15 protein-coding genes (1 of these 15 only partly in view) are annotated in these 21,018 nt (G+C 68.7%); 3 read left to right on the forward strand and 12 right to left on the reverse strand.

All coding sequences use genetic code 11. From position 1 onward, the window contains the following. From ACFO4E_RS16280 to ACFO4E_RS16320, 9 genes are all read right to left on the reverse strand, one after another. A protein-coding gene (locus ACFO4E_RS16280) for a hypothetical protein (protein WP_378575706.1) crosses the window boundary here: on the reverse strand, positions 1-7,256 show its 5' end (the start). It extends 22,930 nt beyond the left edge of the window; only the first 7,256 of its 30,186 coding nucleotides appear in the window; its start codon is at positions 7,254-7,256; its stop codon lies off the left edge, out of view. Positions 7,257-7,273: 17 nt separating this feature from the next. Further along, on the reverse strand, positions 7,274-7,636 hold the full coding sequence (locus ACFO4E_RS16285; protein WP_378575709.1) for a hypothetical protein: 363 nt from the start codon (positions 7,634-7,636) through the stop codon (positions 7,274-7,276). Between the two features lie 51 nt (positions 7,637-7,687). After that, positions 7,688-8,014: a YbaB/EbfC family DNA-binding protein gene (locus tag ACFO4E_RS16290; protein WP_378575870.1), complete on the reverse strand. Its 327-nt coding sequence runs from the start codon at positions 8,012-8,014 to the stop codon at positions 7,688-7,690. After that, positions 7,950-11,087: a hypothetical protein gene (locus ACFO4E_RS16295; RefSeq protein ID WP_378575712.1), complete on the reverse strand. Its 3,138-nt coding sequence runs from the start codon at positions 11,085-11,087 to the stop codon at positions 7,950-7,952. Before ACFO4E_RS16295 ends, ACFO4E_RS16290 begins: the two co-directional genes overlap by 65 nt. 86 nt (positions 11,088-11,173) lie before the next feature. After that, positions 11,174-11,599, reverse strand: coding sequence for a hypothetical protein (locus ACFO4E_RS16300; protein WP_378575715.1), 426 nt, complete (start codon positions 11,597-11,599; stop codon positions 11,174-11,176). Between the two features lie 61 nt (positions 11,600-11,660). Continuing rightward, positions 11,661-11,960, reverse strand: a complete 300-nt coding sequence (locus ACFO4E_RS16305) for a WXG100 family type VII secretion target (RefSeq protein WP_378575718.1) — start codon at positions 11,958-11,960, stop codon at positions 11,661-11,663. Positions 11,961-12,037: 77 nt separating this feature from the next. Beyond that, the gene (locus ACFO4E_RS16310) at positions 12,038-12,361 is read right to left on the reverse strand and encodes a hypothetical protein (RefSeq protein ID WP_378575721.1); all 324 of its coding nucleotides are present in this window, start codon (positions 12,359-12,361) and stop codon (positions 12,038-12,040) included. A 558-nt stretch (positions 12,362-12,919) separates the two neighbouring features. Continuing rightward, positions 12,920-13,087, reverse strand: a complete 168-nt coding sequence (locus ACFO4E_RS16315; protein ID WP_378575724.1) for a DUF397 domain-containing protein — start codon at positions 13,085-13,087, stop codon at positions 12,920-12,922. Next, positions 13,084-13,845 carry a helix-turn-helix domain-containing protein gene (locus tag ACFO4E_RS16320; RefSeq protein ID WP_378575727.1) on the reverse strand — a complete coding sequence of 254 codons (762 nt, stop codon included), beginning with the start codon at positions 13,843-13,845 and terminating at the stop codon, positions 13,084-13,086. Before ACFO4E_RS16320 ends, ACFO4E_RS16315 begins: the two co-directional genes overlap by 4 nt. Before the next feature lie 460 nt (positions 13,846-14,305). On the opposite strand from ACFO4E_RS16320, the gene ACFO4E_RS16325 reads away from it, so the two are divergent. Beyond that, positions 14,306-15,823, forward strand: a complete 1,518-nt coding sequence (locus tag ACFO4E_RS16325) for a helix-turn-helix domain-containing protein (RefSeq protein ID WP_378575730.1) — start codon at positions 14,306-14,308, stop codon at positions 15,821-15,823. 358 nt (positions 15,824-16,181) lie between these two features. After that, on the forward strand, positions 16,182-16,574 hold the full coding sequence (locus ACFO4E_RS16330) for a MerR family transcriptional regulator (RefSeq protein WP_378575732.1): 393 nt from the start codon (positions 16,182-16,184) through the stop codon (positions 16,572-16,574). A gap of 7 nt (positions 16,575-16,581) precedes the next feature. On the opposite strand, the gene ACFO4E_RS16335 is transcribed toward ACFO4E_RS16330, so the two are convergent. The 3 genes from ACFO4E_RS16335 to ACFO4E_RS16345 all read right to left on the reverse strand — a co-directional run bounded on the left by ACFO4E_RS16335 (position 16,582) and on the right by ACFO4E_RS16345 (position 19,447). After that, on the reverse strand, positions 16,582-17,334 hold the full coding sequence (locus ACFO4E_RS16335) for a helix-turn-helix domain-containing protein (protein ID WP_378575735.1): 753 nt from the start codon (positions 17,332-17,334) through the stop codon (positions 16,582-16,584). A 261-nt stretch (positions 17,335-17,595) separates the two neighbouring features. Continuing rightward, a complete protein-coding gene (locus tag ACFO4E_RS16340) occupies positions 17,596-18,789 on the reverse strand; it encodes an amino acid ABC transporter substrate-binding protein (protein WP_378575738.1) in 1,194 nt (397 codons plus the stop codon). A gap of 1 nt (position 18,790) precedes the next feature. Next, positions 18,791-19,447, reverse strand: coding sequence for a hydrolase (locus ACFO4E_RS16345; protein WP_378533056.1), 657 nt, complete (start codon positions 19,445-19,447; stop codon positions 18,791-18,793). A 439-nt stretch (positions 19,448-19,886) separates the two neighbouring features. On the opposite strand from ACFO4E_RS16345, the gene ACFO4E_RS16350 reads away from it, so the two are divergent. After that, positions 19,887-20,939: a pirin family protein gene (locus tag ACFO4E_RS16350; protein WP_378575741.1), complete on the forward strand. Its 1,053-nt coding sequence runs from the start codon at positions 19,887-19,889 to the stop codon at positions 20,937-20,939. Positions 20,940-21,018 lie beyond the last annotated feature (79 nt).

The following is a 21,018-nucleotide window of genomic DNA, read 5'->3' on the forward strand; positions in this document are numbered from 1 at the left end:
TCGTCACCAGCTGATGGCCGCGCCTGACCACCGGAGTCATCGCCAGAGGCGCCGGGGAGCGGCCGGGTCAGCTGGAAGGGAGAGGACGCCCCCTCGCCGCCGAGCGCCATGAACACCTGAAGCGGCGGCTGCCCCCCGGAGAACAGACCATAGGGATCGGCGAGCCCACCCGGAAGAACCGGAGCGTCTCCCGATGCCTTCTTGGGACCGATGAGGGCCGAAAGCTCCAACGACGTCGGCGGATTCCCGCGCCACGAATCATCAGGATCAGCCGCCTTGGCGACGGCCGGCGACTTCGCCGACAGGCTGTCATACGGGCTCCCGACATCGTCGGCGGCGCCGTCGATAACTGCCCGCTCGTCGGCCTCGGCTTCGGGGGACGATTCCCGGGCGAGGTCGGCGGCGTGCCGCTCGGCGGCCTGCGCCGCCCGGCGGGCGTTCTCCACGCGCTCTTCGGCGGTGCGCGCTTCCACCTCGGCCAAATCGGCGAAGTACTCCGCATCGTCGGCCGCGATCTCGGCAGCATGGGCGGCGGCCTGCGCCTCCCCCCGGACGGATTCGGCCTCGGCCCCAGCGGCCACCTCCTGCGCACGCTCCTGAGCGGCATCGGCAACCGCCCGCAGCTCCACCGCCTCCCGACGGGCATCGGCGGCATCGTCGTGCACAGCCAAGTCCGGAACCCGCTGATTCGCGGTCGTGGAGTCCTGAAGGGGTGCCTCGCTGACATCGTGCCTGCGATGCCCGCCCGAACCCGAGTGCCAATGCCGGGAGTCGCCCCCATGGCCCGACCCGTGGTCCCGCCGCTGGGTACCTCCCCCGGAACCCGACGCGCCCCGGCCCGAAGAGGACCCGCCCTGACCGCCCCTGGGCGGGTCGTCATCACGGCGAGAACGAGGAGGACCGCTGTCCTCCACGAGCAGGCCCGCGGTCCCCCGCGCGTTGCGGGCCAGCATGCCGAAGCGCGCCATCATCCCGTCGAACCAGTCGGTCCGGCCCAGGCGCTCGAACTCGGGTCGCAGCGAGGTGAGCCGGGTACCCAGCCACTGGATGTCGGCCCGGGTCAGCGGGTTGGCGATCCACTGGTCGTTCGCGAAGTCGTAGAAGGTCTCCATCGCCGTCGTGTGGCGAGTCTCGCTCAGGTCCGGTGGATCGTTGGGATCGTAGGGCTCGTCGTCCACGAGGGTCCAGCCACCGCCGTGGTCGATGCCGATGACCGTCCCGTGGTCGGTGTACAGCACGTTTCCGGGGTTGCGGTCGCTGTTGCCGATGAGGATGTCCAGCAGCCCCAATCTGCGCCCGGACGCCGTCCCGGTCAGCAAAGGGCCGAGCCGGCCGCCCAGCTCCTCCCCTGACCTGCCGGCCATGTAGTGCATGTACAACTCGTTGTAGCCGACTCGGTAGACGCCGGGAACGTCGGCGCCGATGGCGCGGCCGACCAGCGAGGCGAGCTGCTCGGCGTCGGCGCGCTGGCGGGCCGACGCCGACTCGTTGGCGACGTCCTCGGGGTCGGCTTCGGGGTCCGCGGTGAGTTCGGTGTTCTCGGTGACCTTGTGGACCGCCAGCGTGCCATCCCGATCTGCGAACCGCACGAGTTCGGTGAGTTCGCCCTCGCCTCCTCCCTCGCCGAACGCCCATCGTTGGGCGATTCCGGTGTGCGCGGAGGCGACCAGGTCGTCGATCCCGTTGTAGGACCCGTGCCATCTGGCGGGTCCCGCCTGGGTGTGGCTGCCCGCGGGTTGCCGGGACTGCGGGGGCGCCGTGGGCGCGTGGCCTTGGTCGGGGGCGCCGTAGTACGCGGAGTAGGGGGCCTGCCCGGTTTCCGCGGTCGAAGCCGCGGGCTGCTGGTAGTGCGTCAGTGCTGAGGCGTCGTAAGGCCCAGTGGAGTGTGGGGTGTACTGGTCGGCCGTCGGGTACTGGGTGTACTGGTCCTGCGTGGAGTACCGGGAGTACTGAGGGGCTGCGAACTGGGAGATCTGCGTCCCGGCGGGGTACTGCGGGCCCGAGGCTTCAGCGGGGTTGTCGTATCCGTCCGCACCTTGGTATTGGCCGGAGGGGCCGGGGTCCGCGCCGTAGCCATCGGCGCCGTAGCCGTAGCCGTAGCGGTGACGGTCCGCCATGAAGACCTGAAGCGGCGACTGCCCCCAGGAGAACAGACCATAGGGGTCGGCGAGCCCGCCCGGGAGGACCGGCGCGTCCCCCGATGCCTGCTTGGGATCGACGTGGGCCGAAAGATCCAGCGGTGTGAACGGCTTCCCGTGCACCGGAGCATCGGGATCAACAGGCTCGGAGACGGCCGACGACTTCACCGACAGGCTGTCGTACGGGCTCCCGGCATCATCGGCGGCGCCGTCGACAACTGCCCGCTCGTCGGCCTCGGCTCGGGGGAACGAGTCCCGGGCGAGGTCGGCGGCGTGCCGCTCGGCGGCCCGCTCCGCCCGGCGGGCGTCCTCCACGCGCTCCTCGGCCCTGCTCACGTTCATCTCAGCGGAATCGGCGAAGTACTCCGCATCATCGGCCGCGACCTCAGCGGCATGCGCGGCCGCCCGCGCCTCCCGCACGACGGAGTCGGCCTCCGCCCCAGCTGCCACCTCCTCCGCATGCGTCCTCGCGGCATCGGCAACCGCCCGCAACCGGGCCGCCTCCTCGCGGGCATTGGCGACGGCGTCATGCGCAACCAGGTCCGGGACCTGCCGATCCGCGGTTATGGAGTCCTGAAGCGGTGCTTCACTGACATCGTGCCTGCGATACCCGCCCGAACCCGAGTACCAATGCCGGGAATCGCCCCCATGACCCGACCCGTGGCCCGGCCGCCGGGTACCTCCCCCGGAGCCCGACGCGGGCCCGGCAGAAGAGGACCCACCCCGCCCGCCCCCGGGCGCGGGCGGGTCGTCATCACGGCGAGAACCGGGGAGATCGGTGTCCTGCCCCAGTAGGCCGGTCGTCCCCCGCGCGTTGCGGGCCAGCATGTCCAAGCGCGCCATCATCTCGTCGAACCACGCGGCCCGGCCCAGGCGCTCGAACTCGGGACGCAGCCGGTCCAGCCGCGGCCCCAGCCACTCGATGTCGGCTTGGGTCAGCGGGTTGGCGATCCACCTGTTCTGGTCGAAGTCGTAGAACGGCCGCATGGAGTCGGTGTGGCGCATTCCCTCCAGGTCGGTGGGGTCTTCGGGTGTGAAGAGCCACGCCCTGGCGTGGTCGATACCCGCGACGCGGCCGTTGCCCTGGTCCAGCCAGTTCCCGGGGCTGCGGTCGCCGTTGGCGATCAGCACGTCGAGCAGGCCCAGAACATGCCCGTCGCGCGTGTGGGTGAGGGGGGACTCCGGGTTGCCGAAGTGCGTGAACCCCGATTCGCCGTACATGAAGTGCATGTAGAGGTCGTTCTCGCCGAGCCGGAGGACACCGGGGACGTTGGCGCCGATGGAGCGCCCGACCAGTGAGGCGAGGTGTTCGGCGTCGGCGCGGTTGCTGCGGTCCCATCTCGTCTCGATGTCCTTGTGGACCGCCTGTGCGCCATTGGCGAAGTGCACGAGTTCGGTGCGGCCGTCGTCACCTTGGTCGTCGAACACCTGCCGGTGCACGGGCCCCGATGCGGCGGCGGCGACGAGGTCCTGGATGCCGGCGGAGAGGTCCTCGATGCCCTCGAAGGTCCCGTTCCACCGCTCAAGCACTTCGGACCGATCGACCTGGGCCTGCGCGGTTTCCCGGGACGAAGCTTCGGGCTGCTGGTCGTGCATTACCGCCGAGGCGTCGTAGGACCCGGCGGAGTACTGGGAGTACTGGGATTGCCCGGTGTCTTGGGAGTACGGCGATTGCTGGGGGTACTGGGATTGCTCGGAGTGCTCGGGTTCCGTGTTCTGGGGGATCTGCGTTTCAGCGGGGAAGGTCGCCGGGTATCCGGTTTCCTGGGACGAAGGTCCGGGCTGCATGTATTGCGTGGCGTCGGCGTAGCGGCGAGGGCGGCGCCGACGCTGGCCCGCCATGAAGACCTGAAGCGGCGACTGCCCCCCGAAGAACTGACCGTAGGGGTCAGCGAGCCCGCCCGGGAGGACCGGCCCGTCCCCCGACTCCTGCTTGGGACCGATGAGGGCCGAAAGATCCAGCGGTGTGAACGGCTTCCCGTGCAACGGGGCATCGGGATCAACAGGCTCGGAGACGGCCGGCGACTTCACCGACAGGCTGTCATACGGGTTCCCGGCATCGTCGGCGGCGTCGTCGATAACTGTCCGCTCGTCGGCCTCGGCTTCGGGGGACGATTCCCGGGCGAGGTCGGCGGCGTGCCGCTCGGCGGCCCGCGCCGCCCGGCGGGCGTTCTCCAAGCGCTCTTCGGCGGTGCGCACATCCACCTCGGCCAAATCGGCGAAGTACTCCGCATCATCAGCCGCGATCTCCGCGGCGCGCGCGGCGGCCTGCGCCTCCTGCACGACGGATTCGGACTCGGCCCCGGCGGCCATCTCCTGCGCACGCGTCCTCGCGGCATCGGCAATGGCCCGCAACCGGGTCGCCTCTTCGCGGGCATCGGCCACGGCATCGTCCGCAGCCAGGTCCGGGACCTGCTGATCCGCCCCGGTGTCCATCCGGGGCTGGTCGGCGCTCTCCGTGACCGGAGGGGTCAGGGCCTCGGCGAACTCCTTCGCCAACGGGGTGGGGGCCGTCTCCGGGGTCGGCGACCCCTCCGGCAGGAGCGTCCCGTCCTGCCTATTCTCCGTGGTCACGACGGCGGCGTCGTCCGCGACGCCGGGCGCACCCTCCTCGCCCGGTGCGGGCCGGGGTGCGGTCGCCGACGCGCCCTCACCACGCGGCGCACCGTTGTCGGCGCCGGCGCGTGGGGCGGTGGCGTTGGGCCGCGGGGCTCCCGCGCCGTCCGCGCCCTGCGCGGGCGGGGCTGTCGACGCGGGGGGCGGGGTGCCCGCGAATCCGACCGGGGCGATGGGGACGTCGCCGACGGGACGCTGCCCCCCGTCGCCGTTGCCCTGCGGGGCCCCGGCGACCTCGTCGGGGCCCTCTACGAGGGCCCCGTCCGCGAGAGCGTCCTCGCTCGGCGGCGGCGCCGGGGACTCGGTGGACGTCCGGGGCGGGGCGGCAGGGGTGTCCACGCCGCGGGCGTCCCCGTCTCCCGGTAGGCCGGCGGGCGGGATCACGGCCACGCCGGGGTCGTTCTCGCGCACGGGTGTGGGCGAGTCCTCTAGGCCGGGAGGCCGGCTCGGGATGTCCTGGGCCGCGGGGTCGCCGGGCGGCGGGGCCGGATGCACGAGGGGCCCCGGCGGCAAGGTGGAGCGCGCGTTGTCGCCGGTGCCCGGCAGGTCCCTGTGTCCAGGGCCCGCGTCGGGGGCGTCGTCGGCGAGGTCGTCGCTCTCACGGAGGTCGAGTCGGTCCCGGGCTCCGCCGATGCCCTCATCGTCGGCCGGGCCCTGCCGGTCGTGCGGCCCGTTGCCGCGGTCCCCGCCCTGCCCCCCGTTGCCTCCCCAACCGTTACGGTCGGCGGGCCCGCCGCCGTCGCCGGACGCTCCAAGAGCGCCGGAGCCCGTTGTGGGGTCGGACTCCATGGCCGGCGGCGGTGTGGGGGCACCGGGCCCGCCGGGCGTGGACGAGAACAGGTTCTCCACCCCGTCCAGCAACTTGATCCCACCGGCCGTGCCGGCCATGGCGCCCAGCGAGTTCAAGGCCCCGGCGACGGGGGTCCCGCCGGTCACCACGAACTTGTGCTCCGGGGAGACGGCCACGTTGGTGGTGCCCTCGGCCAAGACGTTGGTCGCCGCGCCCTCCGCGGGGTTGATGACGAGTTCCGCGGCCATGCGCCGCCAGTTCCCGGCGAATTCCGACAGACTGGAACCGATCCCCTCGGGCAGGTTCCGCGACAGGAACTGGTTCACCTCCGGCGACAGCCGGCCGGCCGGGCCGCCGGGGACGTCGTCGAGGACCCGCGCCAGTGCATCGCCGATGTCGTGCCGGCCCCAGTTCGCAGCGAAGGCGCCAGCGTAGTCGCGCCCCAGGTCGCGAGCGGCATCGCGGCCGATCTGATCGCCGAAGTTGTTGGCGAAGACCGTGCCCATGTCGTCGCGGAACCGGTTCACGGTGGCCACGTTGTCCCACGGGCGCGGGCGGGGCCCCACCGGCCCCATCAGGTCCTCGACGTTGCGGGAGAACACGCGGGACACGTCATCGACGAGGTTCGGCGGAAGGTCGCGCCCGCCGGCGCCGGGCGGAGGCTCGGGCACTCCCTCGCGACCGCCGGGCGGAGGCGGGGCATCGCGCGTCGGCGGGGGCGGAGTGTCGCGCACCGGAGGCAGCGGGCTCCCGTCGGCCCCACGGACCGGCGGCGGAACGGGGACCGGCCCGCCCCCGGGGACGTCATCGGGGTTGCGCCCCGGACCGCCTGACGGGCCGGTCTCGACGTCGCGGTCCGACTTGGGCGCGGGGCCGCCGTCCGGCGACGGGCTGCCGTTCGGCGCGTCGACAGCGTTGCGCGGTGGCGGAGCCGGAATGTCGTCTCCGAGCCCTCTGATGGTGTTCGGGGTCGGCGTGGGGTCCGGTCCTCCGTCGCGCAGGTTGAGCTTGAGGATGTCGCCGAAGTTGTTGCTGATCCAGTGGCTGAGCCCACTGCCGAGCGCGCCGAACACGGCCCCGAAGAAGCCGTCGAAGATGCCGCCGAGGCCCGCGTCCCTGGTGAAGTCCTTGTTATTGCCCTTGGCGAGTCCCTGCTCAATCAGGGATCGCTGGACGACCTGGTCCAGCGTCATCGAGAAGGAGACGCTGATCACCAACTGCGTCAGCAGCCAGTTGATCAGGAAGAGGATGATCCTCTGGGCCAGCAGGTTTCCGAGCCGCCTGAGGAAGGGGATTTTGAGCGCGGTGGCACCGAAGGTGAATTTGGCCATGAAGATGGCCATTTGGATCTCTAGGAAGAGCTGGACGAGCTGCCCTAAGATCGTGCGTTGCGTGTACTCGACCTGCTCTATCGTATCGGTCAGGAACTTGGCGGTCTCTTTGTTCGCGTCGGCGCCGGCCTGGACATAGTTGTTCTTCCCGGAGATGAACTGACCCATCGCCTCGGAGAAGTCATCGGCGAACTTGGCGTCGAAGGTCGAGCGCATCCGGCCCGTGACCGATCTGATGAGCTCGGGGAGTTCGGCCTCCAGCGTCTCGGCGGTCCTGAGATGGGCGTCGCGCAGCAGGCCGAGCCGCGCTGTGTCCGCGTCGAACCACTCCGTGCCCGTGAACCAATAGAAGAGCTCCGCCAGCCCCTCCGGAATCCGCATCCCTGACCGCCTGCCCGCTACTTCCTGGACCCGTTGCCGGGCCCGCCGTTGATCAGGCTGTCCAGGCCTTCGGTGACGTCCAGGTTGCCGTCCTCGGTCCGGTCTCCGAGCCCGGCGTTTCGCACGAAGTTGTCCGCAGTTCCCCTGAGGGCCTCCTCGAAAGCGGACAAGAATTCCTCCATCTGCTCAACGACAGGATCGTAATTTGTCGTGCCTGCTTTGGCGATCTCGTCGTCGTGGCCCCAGGCGGCGACACGATGGGTCTCTACTTCCTGGAGGAGTTCCTGCCGGATTTTTTCGACGAGATCAGCCGGCTCATACAGCATCGAGCCTTCCTTCGCCATCAGTTCGGTGTACAGGCGCATGTAATCGCCGGACATATTGGGGCCCCTTTGGGTGTCTCGGGTCAATGTGGCCGACGGCCGCGCGTGTCAGCGGCCGGTGCGGCCCGGGCCGGGGAAGTCGAACTTGTCGAGGCCGAGATCGGCCATCATCTTGGCGGGGTCGAATCCGCCCGCCCGGGCGGCCTCCATGTCCGTCCCCTCGGGTGCGAAGGGGGCGTAGGCCTCCAGCACCCGGTCCTGCATCCGGTCGCGGGCGCGCTCGACCACGTCCATGACGGCCGCCGACAATTCGGCCGGCGCCATCGACTTGTAGGAGCCGGTGCGGAACTTCAGCTCGACCAATTGGCCCTCAGCGTTGATCTTCGCGCTGATCGCCCGATCCTTGGAGACGGCCTCTTCGGTTGCCGAGGCCAGGCTTGCGCTTGCCTGTGTGAGCTTCTCCTGGTCCTCCCGTAGACGTGCGAGCGCCTGCTCGATCTCCTCCGGGTACGTACTCATCTGGACTTCCCTTCGTGTTCCCGTCGGCGCCGGGGCGGCCCAGCACCGAGATCCGCTCGCCCGCGCTGGTGCCCCAGACGCGTTCGTCCTCCGACATCCAGGCGGCACGGGTGCGCGCGTTCTCGCCCTGACCGGCGCCGCCGCCCATACCCCCGCCCATGCCGCCCATCGGCGGCATCATGGGTGGCATCCCGCCGCCCATGCCCCCCATCCCGCCGCCGAGGCCGCTGAAGTTGCCGCCGCCCTGGCCATTGCCATTGCCGTTGTCGACCCCGCCGGTGAACGTGTCGGGTTCGTCGGCGGGCGGGTTGCTGCGCAGGTCGCCGCCGCCGCCCGTGATGCCGTTGGCGTCGGGCTGGTCGCCCGCAGCGTTGGGGTCCTCGCTGGACCCCGGGCTGTCCCACCCGTTGCCGATGGAGTACGACGGCGGAGGTGAGCCCTCCTGGTCCCCGCCGTTGTCGCGCCCCAGGGAGTCGCCGAGCCCACCGCCATCAGGGCCGGCATTCATCCGCTCTTCGAGGTCGGCCGTCTGCCGGTCGTAGTACTCGTTCAGCCGGTCCTGATAGTCATCCGCCGACGAACCGTCCCCGCCGGAACCACCCAGGTCGCCACCGCCCCCCTCAGGGCCGGAATTCATTCGCTCTTCGAGGTCCGCGGCCTGCTGGTCGTAGTACTCGTTCAGGCGGTCCTGGTACTCATCCGCCGACGAACCGTCCCCGCCGGAACCACCCAGGTCGCCACCGCCGGAGTCCGGTCCCGACACGAGGTCGTCCAGCTCCTGGGAGCGCTGGTCGTAGTAGTCGTTGAGCTGCTGCCGGTACTCCTCCAGCTCCGGCGCGGGGTTCCCGTTCTCGTCGGTGATGCCGTTGACGTCGTCCCGCAGCCGGTCGAGGTTGGCCTTCTCCTGGTCGGCGTACTCCTGAACGTGCTGCTCGTACTCGGCGGCGTCGCCCCCGCCACCGAGGTCGCCGCCGCCCCCTTCGGGACCCGACCGGAGCTGTTCGAGGTCCTCGCGCTGATTCTTGGAGTACTCGTCCAGTGCCTGCTGGTATTCCTGCTCCGCCGGGGTCAGCGCCTGGCCGTCGTCGTTGCGGCCGTCGCCGTCGGGGTCGGGTGACTCGGCCATCAGCCGGTCCAGGCCCCCGGACTGCTCCTCGTAGTACTCGTTGAGGCGGCGCTCGTACTCCTCGGCCGTGGGCGGCTCTCCGCCACCGTCGCCCCCCAGGCTGCCGCCGCCACCGTTCGGGCCGGAGTCCAGGTCCCGGTCGAGGTCGCGGGCGGCCTGGTCGTAGTACTCGTCCAGCTGCCGGTTGTAGCGCTCCTCCGACGACCGGCGGTTGTTGTTCCCGCCTCCGCCACCGCCCAGAGACCCGCCGCCACCGACCGGCGGAGGCGGTCCACTGTTCATCTCCGATTCAAGGTCGTCGGACTGCCGGTTGTAGTAGTCGTCCAGCGTCCGGTTGAACCGGTCCTCCGAGGCCGGGCCGTCACCGCCGTTGCCACCGCCGTCCTCGTCGAGGTCGCCACCGCCGCCCTCGGGACCGGAGTTCAGATCGTTGATCGAGTTCTGGTAGTAGTCGTCGAGCGCGTTGTTGTACTCGTCCTCCATGTCGGGGCCATCGTTATTTCCCCCGCCACCGTCCTCCGTGAGGTCGTCTTCGCTGCTCTCGGGACCACTCTCCAGATCCTTTAGCAGGTCCTGGTAGTACTTATCGAGCGCCTCTTCGTACTCTTTCTGGGAGTCGGACGGCCCGCCGTCGTCATCGTTGTCACTTCCCTCTCCATCGCCGTCGTCGTCATTCATGAGATCGTTGAGGTTTTCGATCTCATTCTTGTAATAATCTTCGAGTAGCTCCTCGTACTCCTTCTGGGTGTCGGATTTGTCGTTGTCCTCACTCTCGTCATCGTCGTCGGGTCCGAAGCCGCCACCCCCGCCGCTCCCGCCGGACCAGTCGAGCGGCATCAGGCCTTCCGCATCCGTGATCGCCGTGAGCTCGCCGCCTACATCTCTGTAGTGGCTGTCGACCACCTGCATGGTCTCCGAGGCGATTGCAGCGAAGTTGTCATTCAGGTTATCGGTCCACTCTTTTTTGATCAGTTCCTGGATGAACTTCCACGTGTCGGGATTGTTGGCTTTACCGAGAAACCCGATCCACGTGGTCTTGTCGCCCGGTTCGATGGTGGCGATCGTCCGGTTCCGCTCGAACCAGTCGTCGATGGCCTTTAAGGGGATCCCCCTGGGGGTCTTGAGCCAGTGAGTGGCAGCTGCATTCAGAATGATGCCACCGGAGAGGATCGTGTGCCTGGCTTCCTGGAGAGCACCAGGGTAGGGGGCAACCTGCGTGGCGAGGTGATCGAAGCGCGCATGCAAGTTGCGTAGGTGCTCCACGAAAATGTCGCCGGTCGCCCCCTTCAGAGCGTCGCCGGCACTGGTAACCCAGTCCCCGGCATCGTCGGCCGAGCGGTTCGCCAGGGCCACCACGTCCTCGAGTACCGCTTCGAGTTCGACCATTCTCGTCGGGCTGAAGGTATTGCTGTCTTTCCCCGCCCACGGCCCACCGAGGTTGGTGGCCAAATGCTTGAAGAAGGATTGGCCGTCGTCTTCGTTGAAGAAGGTTCCTATGGCGATCCCGGAGTAGTACGTCTTCGCGTCGGAGCCCCCGACAAACGATCCGCCCATGGGGCCACCCGCCGGGTTCGGGACCCATGTCGGTTCGGTCGGTCCGAGATGCGACTCCAGCCAATGAGTGAGTCCGTCCGGGCTTTTCTGGTCGGACTTGAAGCTTTGGAACCAGTCGGCCTTCAGGACGTCCCCGGCGGACATCATCGGCGCGTATGGGTCGCCCATCCCTTTGTCGGAGATGGAGTTGATAATATGGTGGAGTTCAGTGGGTACCGGATGCGCTGAGAGATCGGGATTTTCGGGATCCTTTTCACCCAGCCCCTCATCCTGCTCTAGGGGGATATCCCCTTCATTTCCCTTCGGCATGACTCCTCCTCACCCGATCTCCCTCAGCGCCGCCACGCGACCTCCCGCCGGACCGTTAGGCGTCCGACCCGGTGAATCTTGACTGATCAGCCGGCATCCTCGCCGCTGTCATCGCCGAGGGTATTGCGCGCCTGCGCGACGTTCTCGGGGTCGATGATGTACGCGAGTTCTTGAGCGGTCACCACCTGGTCGTCCTCGGTGTTCTCGAACCTTATGTGCACCTTTTCCAATCGGTAGTCCAACCCCTCGAACTCCTTGATCAGTCCGTTGAGCTGCTCGCGAATCAGTCGCACATTGTTATTCAGAGTGACGCCGAGATTGCCCGCCTGAGGGAAGACCTCCGGGTTCCCGAAGTGAATTCCATTGATCGGCGGCTTATCCTTGGAGACTTCATCGTCGACGTAGGCGTTCAGCCTGTCTCTCTGATCACGGAGGTCCGTCAACATGCCCTGGATATTTTCATCACGGAATCTGCGCAGGTACCCGAAAGTGATCTCGGTCTGCTCCGCCATTACTCGATCTCCTCACTCCTCGACCCGCCGGCCGGTCGTACCCGTCACCGGCGGGCGGCGGCTACATGTTCCGCGAGACCCATTCCAGGGACAGCTTGTTGTCGGTGTTCTGGTAGTTGTCGCGGATCAGGATCAGCGCCTGCTCCGCCCGGGTGAGCAGGAACTCCATGTCCTGCACGTTGAGCTGCCACTGCGCCATGCTGTTGTCGTAGTTCTCGGCCGTGGCACCGTCGAGCTCGCCGCGGACCCGGGCCATCTTCGAGGCCAGCTTGTCGAGGGATTCGCGGATCTCCTGCGTGCGCGCACGCAGGTCGAACGCCGAATCGTCCATGCCCGAATACTTGACGGAAAAATCGCTCATTTGCTGCTGCTCGTTTCGTTTCCCGGATCCGCCCCAGGGGACGGCCTGGTTCAGAATGGAAAAGGGGGAGGTGGCGTTCAGGCGCTCTGGTTGGGGTTGAGCTGGCTCATCCAGGCGTTGGAGGTGACGAGGTTCTCGTCCTCCAGGTTCAACATGCCGAGCGTGGTCCCGCCGAACGTGCCGATCATGTTGTTCATGCCGTTGACGATGAGCCGGAGTTCCTCCAGCCACTTGACCAGCGCGGTCTCATAGCCCGCCTCCGCGCCGCCCTGCCAGCTCGACTTCAGCGAGTCGCGCAGGAAGTCCACCTTGGTGTAGACGGCGTTGCACTCGCCATGGGCCTCCTCCATGGCGTCCCTGCCGGTCGTCATCCCGTATTCGGTACTGGTAGTCAGACTCATATCCGCTCCTCCTCGCGACATATGGGGCAGCACTGCCCGGGCGGGGAGGTGGTCACAGACCAGTTGGATCGAGCCGACTACGCGCATGCGAGCGCGCGACCATGACGCGCGATCCGGCGTCTACTCCGTTCCCCCGAAACAGCGGGCGCACGGATAGCCAAAACCATGCTCCTAGAGCATGGTCAACCCGCTGCGGAGATCCAGTTGGTGCTATTCGCGTTTTGGCTGCTCTCGCCCGGTTTCCATGGAGCGGTTACCCAGCGTGAGCCCAGAAGCGCGCGCGGATACAGCGGGGCACGGTGCCGGTGCCCATGCGCGGCCGACGTCGGAGCGAGCGGATGCTGTGGCCCGGGGAGCGCAGGTCGTGGACGGTGGCTTGGTCTGGGTACCCGGGACGCCGTCACGGCGGAGATGAACAGCCAGCCACGTAAAACGCTCGGCTGGGAAACCCCAGCCGAGCGTCTCGCTAAGCTCCTGGCGACAGCCAGTGGATCACTTGTGTTGCAACGCCCCCTGGAATTCGCCGTCGACGGGAGGGGAGGCCAGGGGGCGCGGGCGCTACAGGGAGTCGAGGTCGGCCAGCAACGCACGCCACTCCGACGCGGGCACGGCGAGGACCACGCCGTCACGGTGCTTCGTGTCCCGAACGAGGGTCGTCGGGCCCTCTGCAACCTCTACGCACTCACCGGAAGAGTGGGAGTAGCTGGATTTGTGGAAGTCGTTCACGTTAGTTCCTCGATCCTCTTGCGGGATTCCTCAGGACTGAGCGCCGATGCCTGCAACTGGTTGGCCGCCGCGTTGAACGCGGCTACCTCTCGGGGAAGATCGAAGGGCGTTCCTCCCATGGCATGTTCTGCGAACAGCACGGGCAGGCGGTCTTCGAAGCTGATGAGGCGGAACGCTCCTGTTGCGGCAGCCAGGTGCACAGCGTCGGGGATGAGCTGCAAGCACACGGACGATTCTGTCAGGTCGAGCACGTGGGACAGCGCATCGGGGGCTATCTGCGGAGCGGCCCGGACCACGGCGTCGGGCACCATCACAGAGATCTTGGGGCCGTCCTTTCGCAGCAGGTGCTTATTGCGTCGCATGCGCTGGTCCACGATCGTGCCCACCTGCTCGTCTGTGTCCAGCGGACGGCCCATGCGCACCACTGCTCGCGTGTAGTCGGGGCTCTGGAGGACGAACGGGATGATGACCGGCTGGCAGATCCGGATCTCAACCGCGTGGTCTTCCACATCAGAGATCCGTTGCATCCATTCCGGCTCGGCCTCGCGCCGCTTCTGCTCAAGCCAGCGGCGCACCAACAGACCCTCAGCGCCAAGCGCCCTGTCCAGTGCTTCCGCGTGATCCCTCTTGGGGTTCGCCTTGCCATTCACCAGCGCCGATATCTGAGCAGGGGACCAACCGACCGTTCGCGCAAGTTTCGCCTGACTGATCCCGGACTGTCGAATCAGAGAGCGAAGCGCGCTCGTGAAGTCACTCATAGCCACAAGTATTCAGGAAGCGTTCGGAAACGAACAGCGAATCTCGAAAATAACGGGAGCTTCTGATGTTGATAGCGCATCTCCCCGCTTATGAACGACTCTGAACGGCGAGGCCCCCGCGGTGACGGCGAATCACCCGGGGGCGTGGCCACCAGTTCGGAGCTGATGACGTCATGCAGATTACCGCCATATTGTGGCTGATCGTCCGGTTCGTATGGCCCCCACACACCGGGACCAGGACCCGAAACCGGAGGTATGCGGCCCGGCACCGCCTTTCCTCCCCACCGCCCCAGCCCGACCCGATCCGCCCCGGTGTCCAGCGCCGGCCCGCGCCGGTCGTGGACCCCGACAACGTCTCGCCGCCCGCCGAAGTCGTGCGCGGAGGACTCATCGCGTGGGAGACCGGGGCGTTCAGCGTTGGGGAACTGGTGGGCGCGTGATGGCGACCCACGCACCGCATGTGAGCACGCACGCCCGCACCTTCCACGCCGGAGCCGAGATCGCCGAGGCCCGCGCGTGGCTCACCGCGCTCCTGCCCATCGAGGCAGGGATGCCCGACGACATGGCCGCCGCGGCGGCGCTGTGCCTGTCGGAGGTCATGACCGCCACCACGGCCCGCACCGGCGCGGCCAAGCTGTCGGTCTCGGTGGGCGCCGACCACCTCTACGTCGAGTCCCGCCCCACCACCGGCGTGCGCACCCGCGCGCCCCGGACCGTCGCCGACGCCGACACCCAGATGTACGCGACCGCGCTCATGGAGGCGTTCACCACCCAGTGGGGGGGCGCTCCCCGACGAAGGCCGGTACTTCCTCCTCAACTGGCAGACCTGACCCAAAGACGCCCACCGGGCCGGGTCGCCGATCGCCCGACCGCAGCCCCTTCCCGTGCCCGCCCCCGGTCGCGGGAGGGGGCACCCCCAACCCCCCGAGATGGAAAGCCCCCCATGTTCGACACATCGCAGGCCCACACCGCAGCACGCAGCGCGGCCGATGCCTCCACCATGCGGCCCCTTCCCCCCAACGCCATACACCCCGAAGAGGTCGCCCGCATCCTGCATCTCGCCCCATGCACCGTCAGAGCCAAGGCTCTCAAGGGCCACATCCCCACCGAACAGGCCCCGGACGGGCGCCGCTGGTTCGACCGCGAAGCCATCTTCCGCATGGCCGCCGATCTCGACGCCCTCACCGCCGAGAGCGATGACCTGCTGTGGGTCGGGGAAGCCGCGGATCTCGCGTGGGTGGACACCATCGACATCCGCAGGTGGGCCGATCAAGGCGTTCTCCCCGTCGTCCGCAGCCCCGCAAGCTCGCTGCGTCGCTACCGGCGCTCCGACGTCATGCGCGTGGCGGCCGTGCACCCCGGATCGACAGCCCTAGCGCCCACCGCCATCGACGAGGTGTCCACAGGCGAGGCCGCGGAGATCGCCGGGGTCACCATCGCGACCATCCGCCGCTGGGCGGTAGGCGGCACACTTCCCGGCATCGGCATCCCCGGGCAGACGCCGCGCTGCTACCGGGAGTCCGACCTCGCCGGCATCGTGAGCCGACGACTCGAAACCCGGGTGACGGCCGAGGGCACCCGGGACGACACCTACACGGTCGCCGAGGCCGCGCGCATCCTCGCAGCCGGTGAGAGCGTCATACGCCGCTGGGTGCACAACGGGGTCCTTCCCGTCCGGTCCCTGTACAGGCGCTTCCGCATCGTGGCCGATGCCGTGCACGAGCTGGAGGCACAGTGGCTCGCCCCGGCGACGCCCACCGCCACCGGTCAACCGTGGGTGGTGCCGGACATGGGCGTCGAGGAAGCCGCGCGCCTACTGGGCAGGAGCAGCAGCTTCGTAAACCGGATCGCCAACCAGGGCATCATCCGGTCCATCCGCTGGCCCCTCACCCACACGCGCCGCTTCTACAGCGCCGAGATCCGCGCGATGGCCGAACGCGCCGACGAGGAACGCCGCGGCCCCGATGCCCGTACCTGACCCCGCGCGCGCGTCCCGACCCGGCAGCAGGAGAGGGAGGGGCAGAAACACGCGGCTGGCTCCGCCGGACCGGTCCCCCTGTGGGCCGGACGGCCGTTTCCGTCCTGTTCCAGGCCCCGGCAGGGGACGGAAGCGCACACGACGAAGGGACCGCCACGGTTGCCGCCGGACGGTCCCTCACGAGCGTGTCCCACACCTGACCAGGACCGGGACACGCGACGCCCATTCGCTCACACGAACGGATCTCTCGCATGACAGAGTACCCCCCGACCAACATCTGCACGGGGTGCGGAAAGCCCTTCTCCCACTGCACGTGCGCCCGCAGCCACGCCCCCGCGGTGTGCCTGGGCGGGTGGTCATGGCAGCAGCTCCCCCAGCCGCCCGCACCGTCGAGGCCGGCGGCATGACCGACGCCGACACCACAGAGCCCCTGCCGCGCCGAGACCGCGGCACGAACACGTTCCGCCCGGGTGTACACCCCGCCCCACCGATCACACCGGCACGGCTGGCCGACGCGCCCAGCGAGGACCGGCGCTACTCGGCCCCGGAACGGAACTGGTGGTGGGGCACGAGTGAGATCGCCGCAGCCTGCAACGTGCGCCGGATCACGGTGTGGAGGTGGATAGTCCAGCAACGGCGCGTGCCCCACCTCCGTACCCCCACCGGACGCATCCTGGTCAGCGACGCCGACGCCCGCGCTTTGCTTGCCGACCAGGCGCCCACCGGCCACGGGGTGAAGGGGAAGGGCTGACGGCGCGTCATTCGGCGTCCTCATTGGCTTCCCGCATGGCGCGCACCTGCTCGTGCGCCAGGGTGCTGCCGCGCTTGAGCACGTCGAGCTGGGCGGGGTTGTACAGCTCGAGGATCGCCTTGATGAAGGTCTCCCGTGTGACCTGCTCGCTCTTCAAGAGGTGCGTCGCCGGGTCGCTCAGCCAGGGATAGTCGTTGAGGCTCTCGGCGATGATCGGTGCGAGCCGCTTCGCGAGGCTCTGCCGGGTCGCCTCGTCGGCGTCGGCCGGCAAGGCCTCGATGTCGTCGTCGACGGAGCCGACGCCGGTCTTCATCATCTGCAGCAGGTCCGACATCGCGGCGTCGTCGTAGAGCTGCGTGTAGATGTGGAGCAGCGCGCGGTCGGCCGCCGACAGGCGCGACGCGATGGGCTCGAATCCTGCGGGCACGTCGACCGAGGCGCTGTCGGGCAGCATGGCCGCGATATCGGCGCGGGTCCGCTGGATGCGCTCGATGGCCAACGCCAGCTCGGCGTCGATCTCCCGCAGGACATCCGGGGCTCTGGCGCGGTCGTCGGTCAACTCGTCGACCTGGGAGAGCGGGACTCCCAGGTCGGCGAGCCGGCGGATGTGGAGAACGCGCACGAGATCCAGTACGCCGTACTTCTTGTATCCGTTGTATTGGCGCGCGGGTTCCTTGAGCAGCCCGATCCGATGATAGTGCCGGATGGCGCTCACCTTGATGTTCGCCAGTTCGGCGAGTTCACGGGTGCTCCATGCCACGACATCTCTCCTCGTTCACAGTGGCCGGCAGCGAGACGCACTCGTCCGGTTCCTGGTTCATGCGCCCGGCGCTCGATGCCGGCGTCGCCGGGACGCATCGTGCCTGTGCTCCCCCGGGCGATGCGCCGCCGGCATTCCTGCGGCCGGCGGCGCGAACGCCGTCCCTGGCGGCCGAGCACCCGGTCACCGGGGCTCCGAGCCGAGCATGACGGGTCACCCGGAGAACTCGGCGACCCGTCATGACCATGGCGATCGGCCCCGTTACCCGGCAGCGAGGGCTTGCGCGTAGGGAAAGACCAGCTCTCCGGAGGACGATTCCCGCGGCGATACCACGATCTGCCGCGACCCGTCCCGGAACTGCCCGACCTCATGGCCGGAGATGCCCTGGAACTGGACCTGGAGGACCCGCGGCTGCGACCACTCCCCCTTGGCACCGAACCGGACATCGCCCATGACGGTCGGAAAGGTCTCCTTGCGTGCGTAGGCCGCGAGGCTCGCGTCGTCGAAACCGCCGGTCGCCTCGACGGCTTGGGCGACCACCTGCATCTGGGCGTAGGCGAGCGGCGCCATGTAATGCCCCAGGAGGTCGACGCCGGCTTCGCCGGCCCGCGCCTGGTAGGCGTCCAGCAGTTCCCGAACGCCCCGGAACATCATCGTGGGGACCGGAGCCCAGTACTCGTAGTTCACGAATCCGTTGAGCAACGGCCCGAGCGTCGTCTTCACCGCCGTGTTCTGCGGGCCGATCATGGCACCGCCGACCATCCGCGGCCGGTAGCGGTGAGCCCGGAGGGCCCGAGCCAGGCCGATGGAGTCGGCCAGGTAGGAACACAGGAACAGCAGATCAGCGCCGCTTTCGGCGACGGCGTCGATGACGGGCGCGAAGTCCTCGGTCGAGAGCGGATACGTGGCCTCGTGGACGACCCGGATCCCGTACTTCTCCGCATTGGCCTGGGCGCCGAGAATCGGATTGCGCGAGAACTCGGCGTCGGCCGATACGAGCGCCACGGTCGCCGCCCGCGGGTCCTGTCGCGCGGCGAGTTCGAAGAACCCCTCGGTGAGCGCGGCGTTGGGATCCGGTCCGGTCGGGATCATGGCGAAGTAGTTCGGATAGGCGAGCGCGTTGTTGACGCCGAGGCCCATGAGCCCGACGAAGAAGCGCTCCCGCTCCGCTATCAACCCCATGGCCGCCAGCAGGGTGTTGGTGCCGTAACCACCGATGACGAGATCGACCTCGTCCTTGTCGATCAGCCGCTCGTAGATACCGGGCACCAGGGAGGCATTCCCCTGGTCGTCGTAGCGGACGAACTCGACCCGGCGGCCGAGCAGGCCGCCGCGAGCGTTGACGTCCTCGCGCCAGATCTCATGGGCGAGGAGGGCCGACCGGCCGTTGTCCGCGAGGGGGCCTGTCAGGGACAGGCAGTACCCGATGCGGATAGGAGCCTGTCCCCCGCTCACGTCAGGCGCCGCTTCCCAGGTGGGTTCCCAGCAGCTGCGTCTCCCATGTGAGGGCGATGCCGGAGCCACCGGCGTGCTGCATCAGCATCTCGGACAGGCCCGGCAAGGTCTTCTCGCGGGCGTAGTCGCGCTGCAACTCACTGGCCACCGCCAGCCAGGTGATGGGCACCACGCCGGCCTGGACCATGCGCCGCACGGCCATGTCGTGGGTCTCGGCCGAGGCCCCGCCCGACGCGTCGGTGACGACGAAGACCTCGAAGCCCTCGCCCGCCGCCTGAATCGCCGGCATGGCCACACAGACCTCCGTCCACAGGCCGGCGATGATCAGCTTCTTGCGGCCGGTGGCCTTGACGACGTCGACGACGTTGGGGTCCTGCCAGGTGTTGACGAGCGTGCGGTTGATCGGCTTCTGATCCGGGAACACGTCCTGCAGTGCCTGGATGAGGTAGCCGCCGCGCTCCTCCAGCACGGTCGTCAGGATGGTCGGGACGTCGAAGACCTTGGCGGTCTTGGCGAGGCCGAGGACGTTGTTGACGACCATCGACGGTTCGTGGCTGTGGAGGTTGGCGAACTGGAACGGCTGGTGGTCGATCAGCACGAGGACGCTCTCCTCGGGCGTCAGCAGTGCCTCAAGTCCGGACTTCGCTGCAGCGCTCATGGATCCCTCTCCAGGGGTCGGTGTTCTGGGGGCTTTGGCGGGACACCGTCGTTCTCGGCGCGGGAGATAGGGCCGTGTGCGTCCACGCCGACGCACCTGAGCCGAATCGGTGGAACATCGCGCCGTGCCGGTTGCCGGCTCCGGCGACCAGCACGGCCTTCGCGTCGGTGACGGCCCGGCCAAGTAGTTGATACTTCACCTACATTAGGGCAGATACATGATGTGTCAACCATGCAGGCCAACCCTATGTCCGCCCCACGGGCGCACCCTGGAGCCAAGAGTTGATACATCATCTATCATCCATCGAGAGCAGCTTGGGGCCGTGCGCCGACAAGGGATGAGAGGCGGTCCCGCCGTAGGCCGGCATCCCCTCCTTGGTCAAGGATGAGCCGGGACGGACGGTTCGCAGTCGCGCCCGCGAGGCAGAAGGGACACCGCAATGACCAACCCAGAGGCCCGCCCGGCTCCCCACGTGTGCACCGAGGGCGGTCTACCGGGGCCGTGGGCGGAACGCGCGGGCAGAGCCCCGGTCGAGATCATCAGCGCCCGTGACGTTCCGCTGGGCGGGCCGCGCGCGATGAACGTGCGCCGCACCCTGCCCCAACGGCAGCGTTCGCTGATCGGAGCCTGGTGCTTCGTCGACCATTACGGGCCCGACGACGTGGCGGCCACCGGCGGGATGGACGTGGCGCCGCACCCCCACACCGGGCTGCAGACCGTCACGTGGCTCTTCGAGGGCGCCGTCGCCCACCTCGACTCCGGCGGCCACAGCGCGGACGTCCTCCCCGGGCAGATGAACCTGATGACGGCCGGGGCCGGCATCTGCCACTCCGAGACCTCTGACCCGGCCTCAGGCCGGCTCCACGGGGTGCAGCTGTGGCTCGCCCTGCCGGAGGAGGCCCGTCACACCACCGAACGCCGATTCGAGCGCTTCGTGCCCGAACCCGTCGCGTTTCCCGGAGGGGACGCGCTGGTCTTCCTCGGTTCGCTCCTGGGTTCGCGGTCGCCGGTGAAGACGTACACGCCGGTGGTGGGGGCCGAACTCCGGCTCGCGCCCGGCGCCGAGATCGATGTCGAGGCCGATCCCGGGTTCGAACACGGCCTCCTGGTGGACGCGGGCGAGTCCGTCACGCTCGAAGGCGTGCACGTGCCCAAGGACGCCGTGGGCTACACCGGGGTGGGGTCGCGGACACTGCGCGTCGCCAACGGCGGCGGCGAACCGGCCCGGCTCGTGCTCCTGGGAGGCACCCCCTTCGGCGAGGAGGTCCTCATGTGGTGGAACTTCCTGGGCCGCTCGACGGAGGAGATCAGGCGGTACCGGGAGGAGTGGGAGAACCACGGCGAGCGGTTCGGGCGTGTCGAAGGTTACGTGGGACACGGCGGCCCGGGACGCAACCGCGAGCAGATGGCGAGAATACCGGCCCCGGAGCTGCCCCAGGTCCCGATGCTACCGAGGAAGAACCCCGCACCGCACGCACGGTTCGACGGCTGACAGGCCCCGCCGCCGCTTGCCCCGCCAGGCGCCGCGAACCGCCGTGCCCACCCCACCGAGTTGGACACCATCCCCAATC

The sequence above is a fragment of the Nocardiopsis mangrovi genome (assembly GCF_042653925.1).
Taxonomy (GTDB): Bacteria; Actinomycetota; Actinomycetes; order Streptosporangiales; family Streptosporangiaceae; genus Nocardiopsis_B; species Nocardiopsis_B mangrovi.

Bases quoted from the DNA above. Each gene is read 5' to 3' on its own strand.
- ACFO4E_RS16285 (WP_378575709.1), bottom strand. From the start codon at position 7,636: ATGTCCGGCGATTACATGCGCCTGTACACCGAACTGATGGCGAAGGAA.
- ACFO4E_RS16295 (WP_378575712.1), bottom strand. From the start codon at position 11,087: ATGCCGAAGGGAAATGAAGGGGATATCCCCCTAGAGCAGGATGAGGGG.
- ACFO4E_RS16300 (WP_378575715.1), bottom strand. From the start codon at position 11,599: ATGGCGGAGCAGACCGAGATCACTTTCGGGTACCTGCGCAGATTCCGT.
- ACFO4E_RS16305 (WP_378575718.1), bottom strand. From the start codon at position 11,960: ATGAGCGATTTTTCCGTCAAGTATTCGGGCATGGACGATTCGGCGTTC.
- ACFO4E_RS16310 (WP_378575721.1), bottom strand. From the start codon at position 12,361: ATGAGTCTGACTACCAGTACCGAATACGGGATGACGACCGGCAGGGAC.
- ACFO4E_RS16320 (WP_378575727.1), bottom strand. From the start codon at position 13,845: ATGAGTGACTTCACGAGCGCGCTTCGCTCTCTGATTCGACAGTCCGGG.
- ACFO4E_RS16330 (WP_378575732.1), top strand. From the start codon at position 16,182: ATGGCAGCAGCTCCCCCAGCCGCCCGCACCGTCGAGGCCGGCGGCATG.
- ACFO4E_RS16345 (WP_378533056.1), bottom strand. From the start codon at position 19,447: ATGAGCGCTGCAGCGAAGTCCGGACTTGAGGCACTGCTGACGCCCGAG.
- ACFO4E_RS16350 (WP_378575741.1), top strand. From the start codon at position 19,887: ATGACCAACCCAGAGGCCCGCCCGGCTCCCCACGTGTGCACCGAGGGC.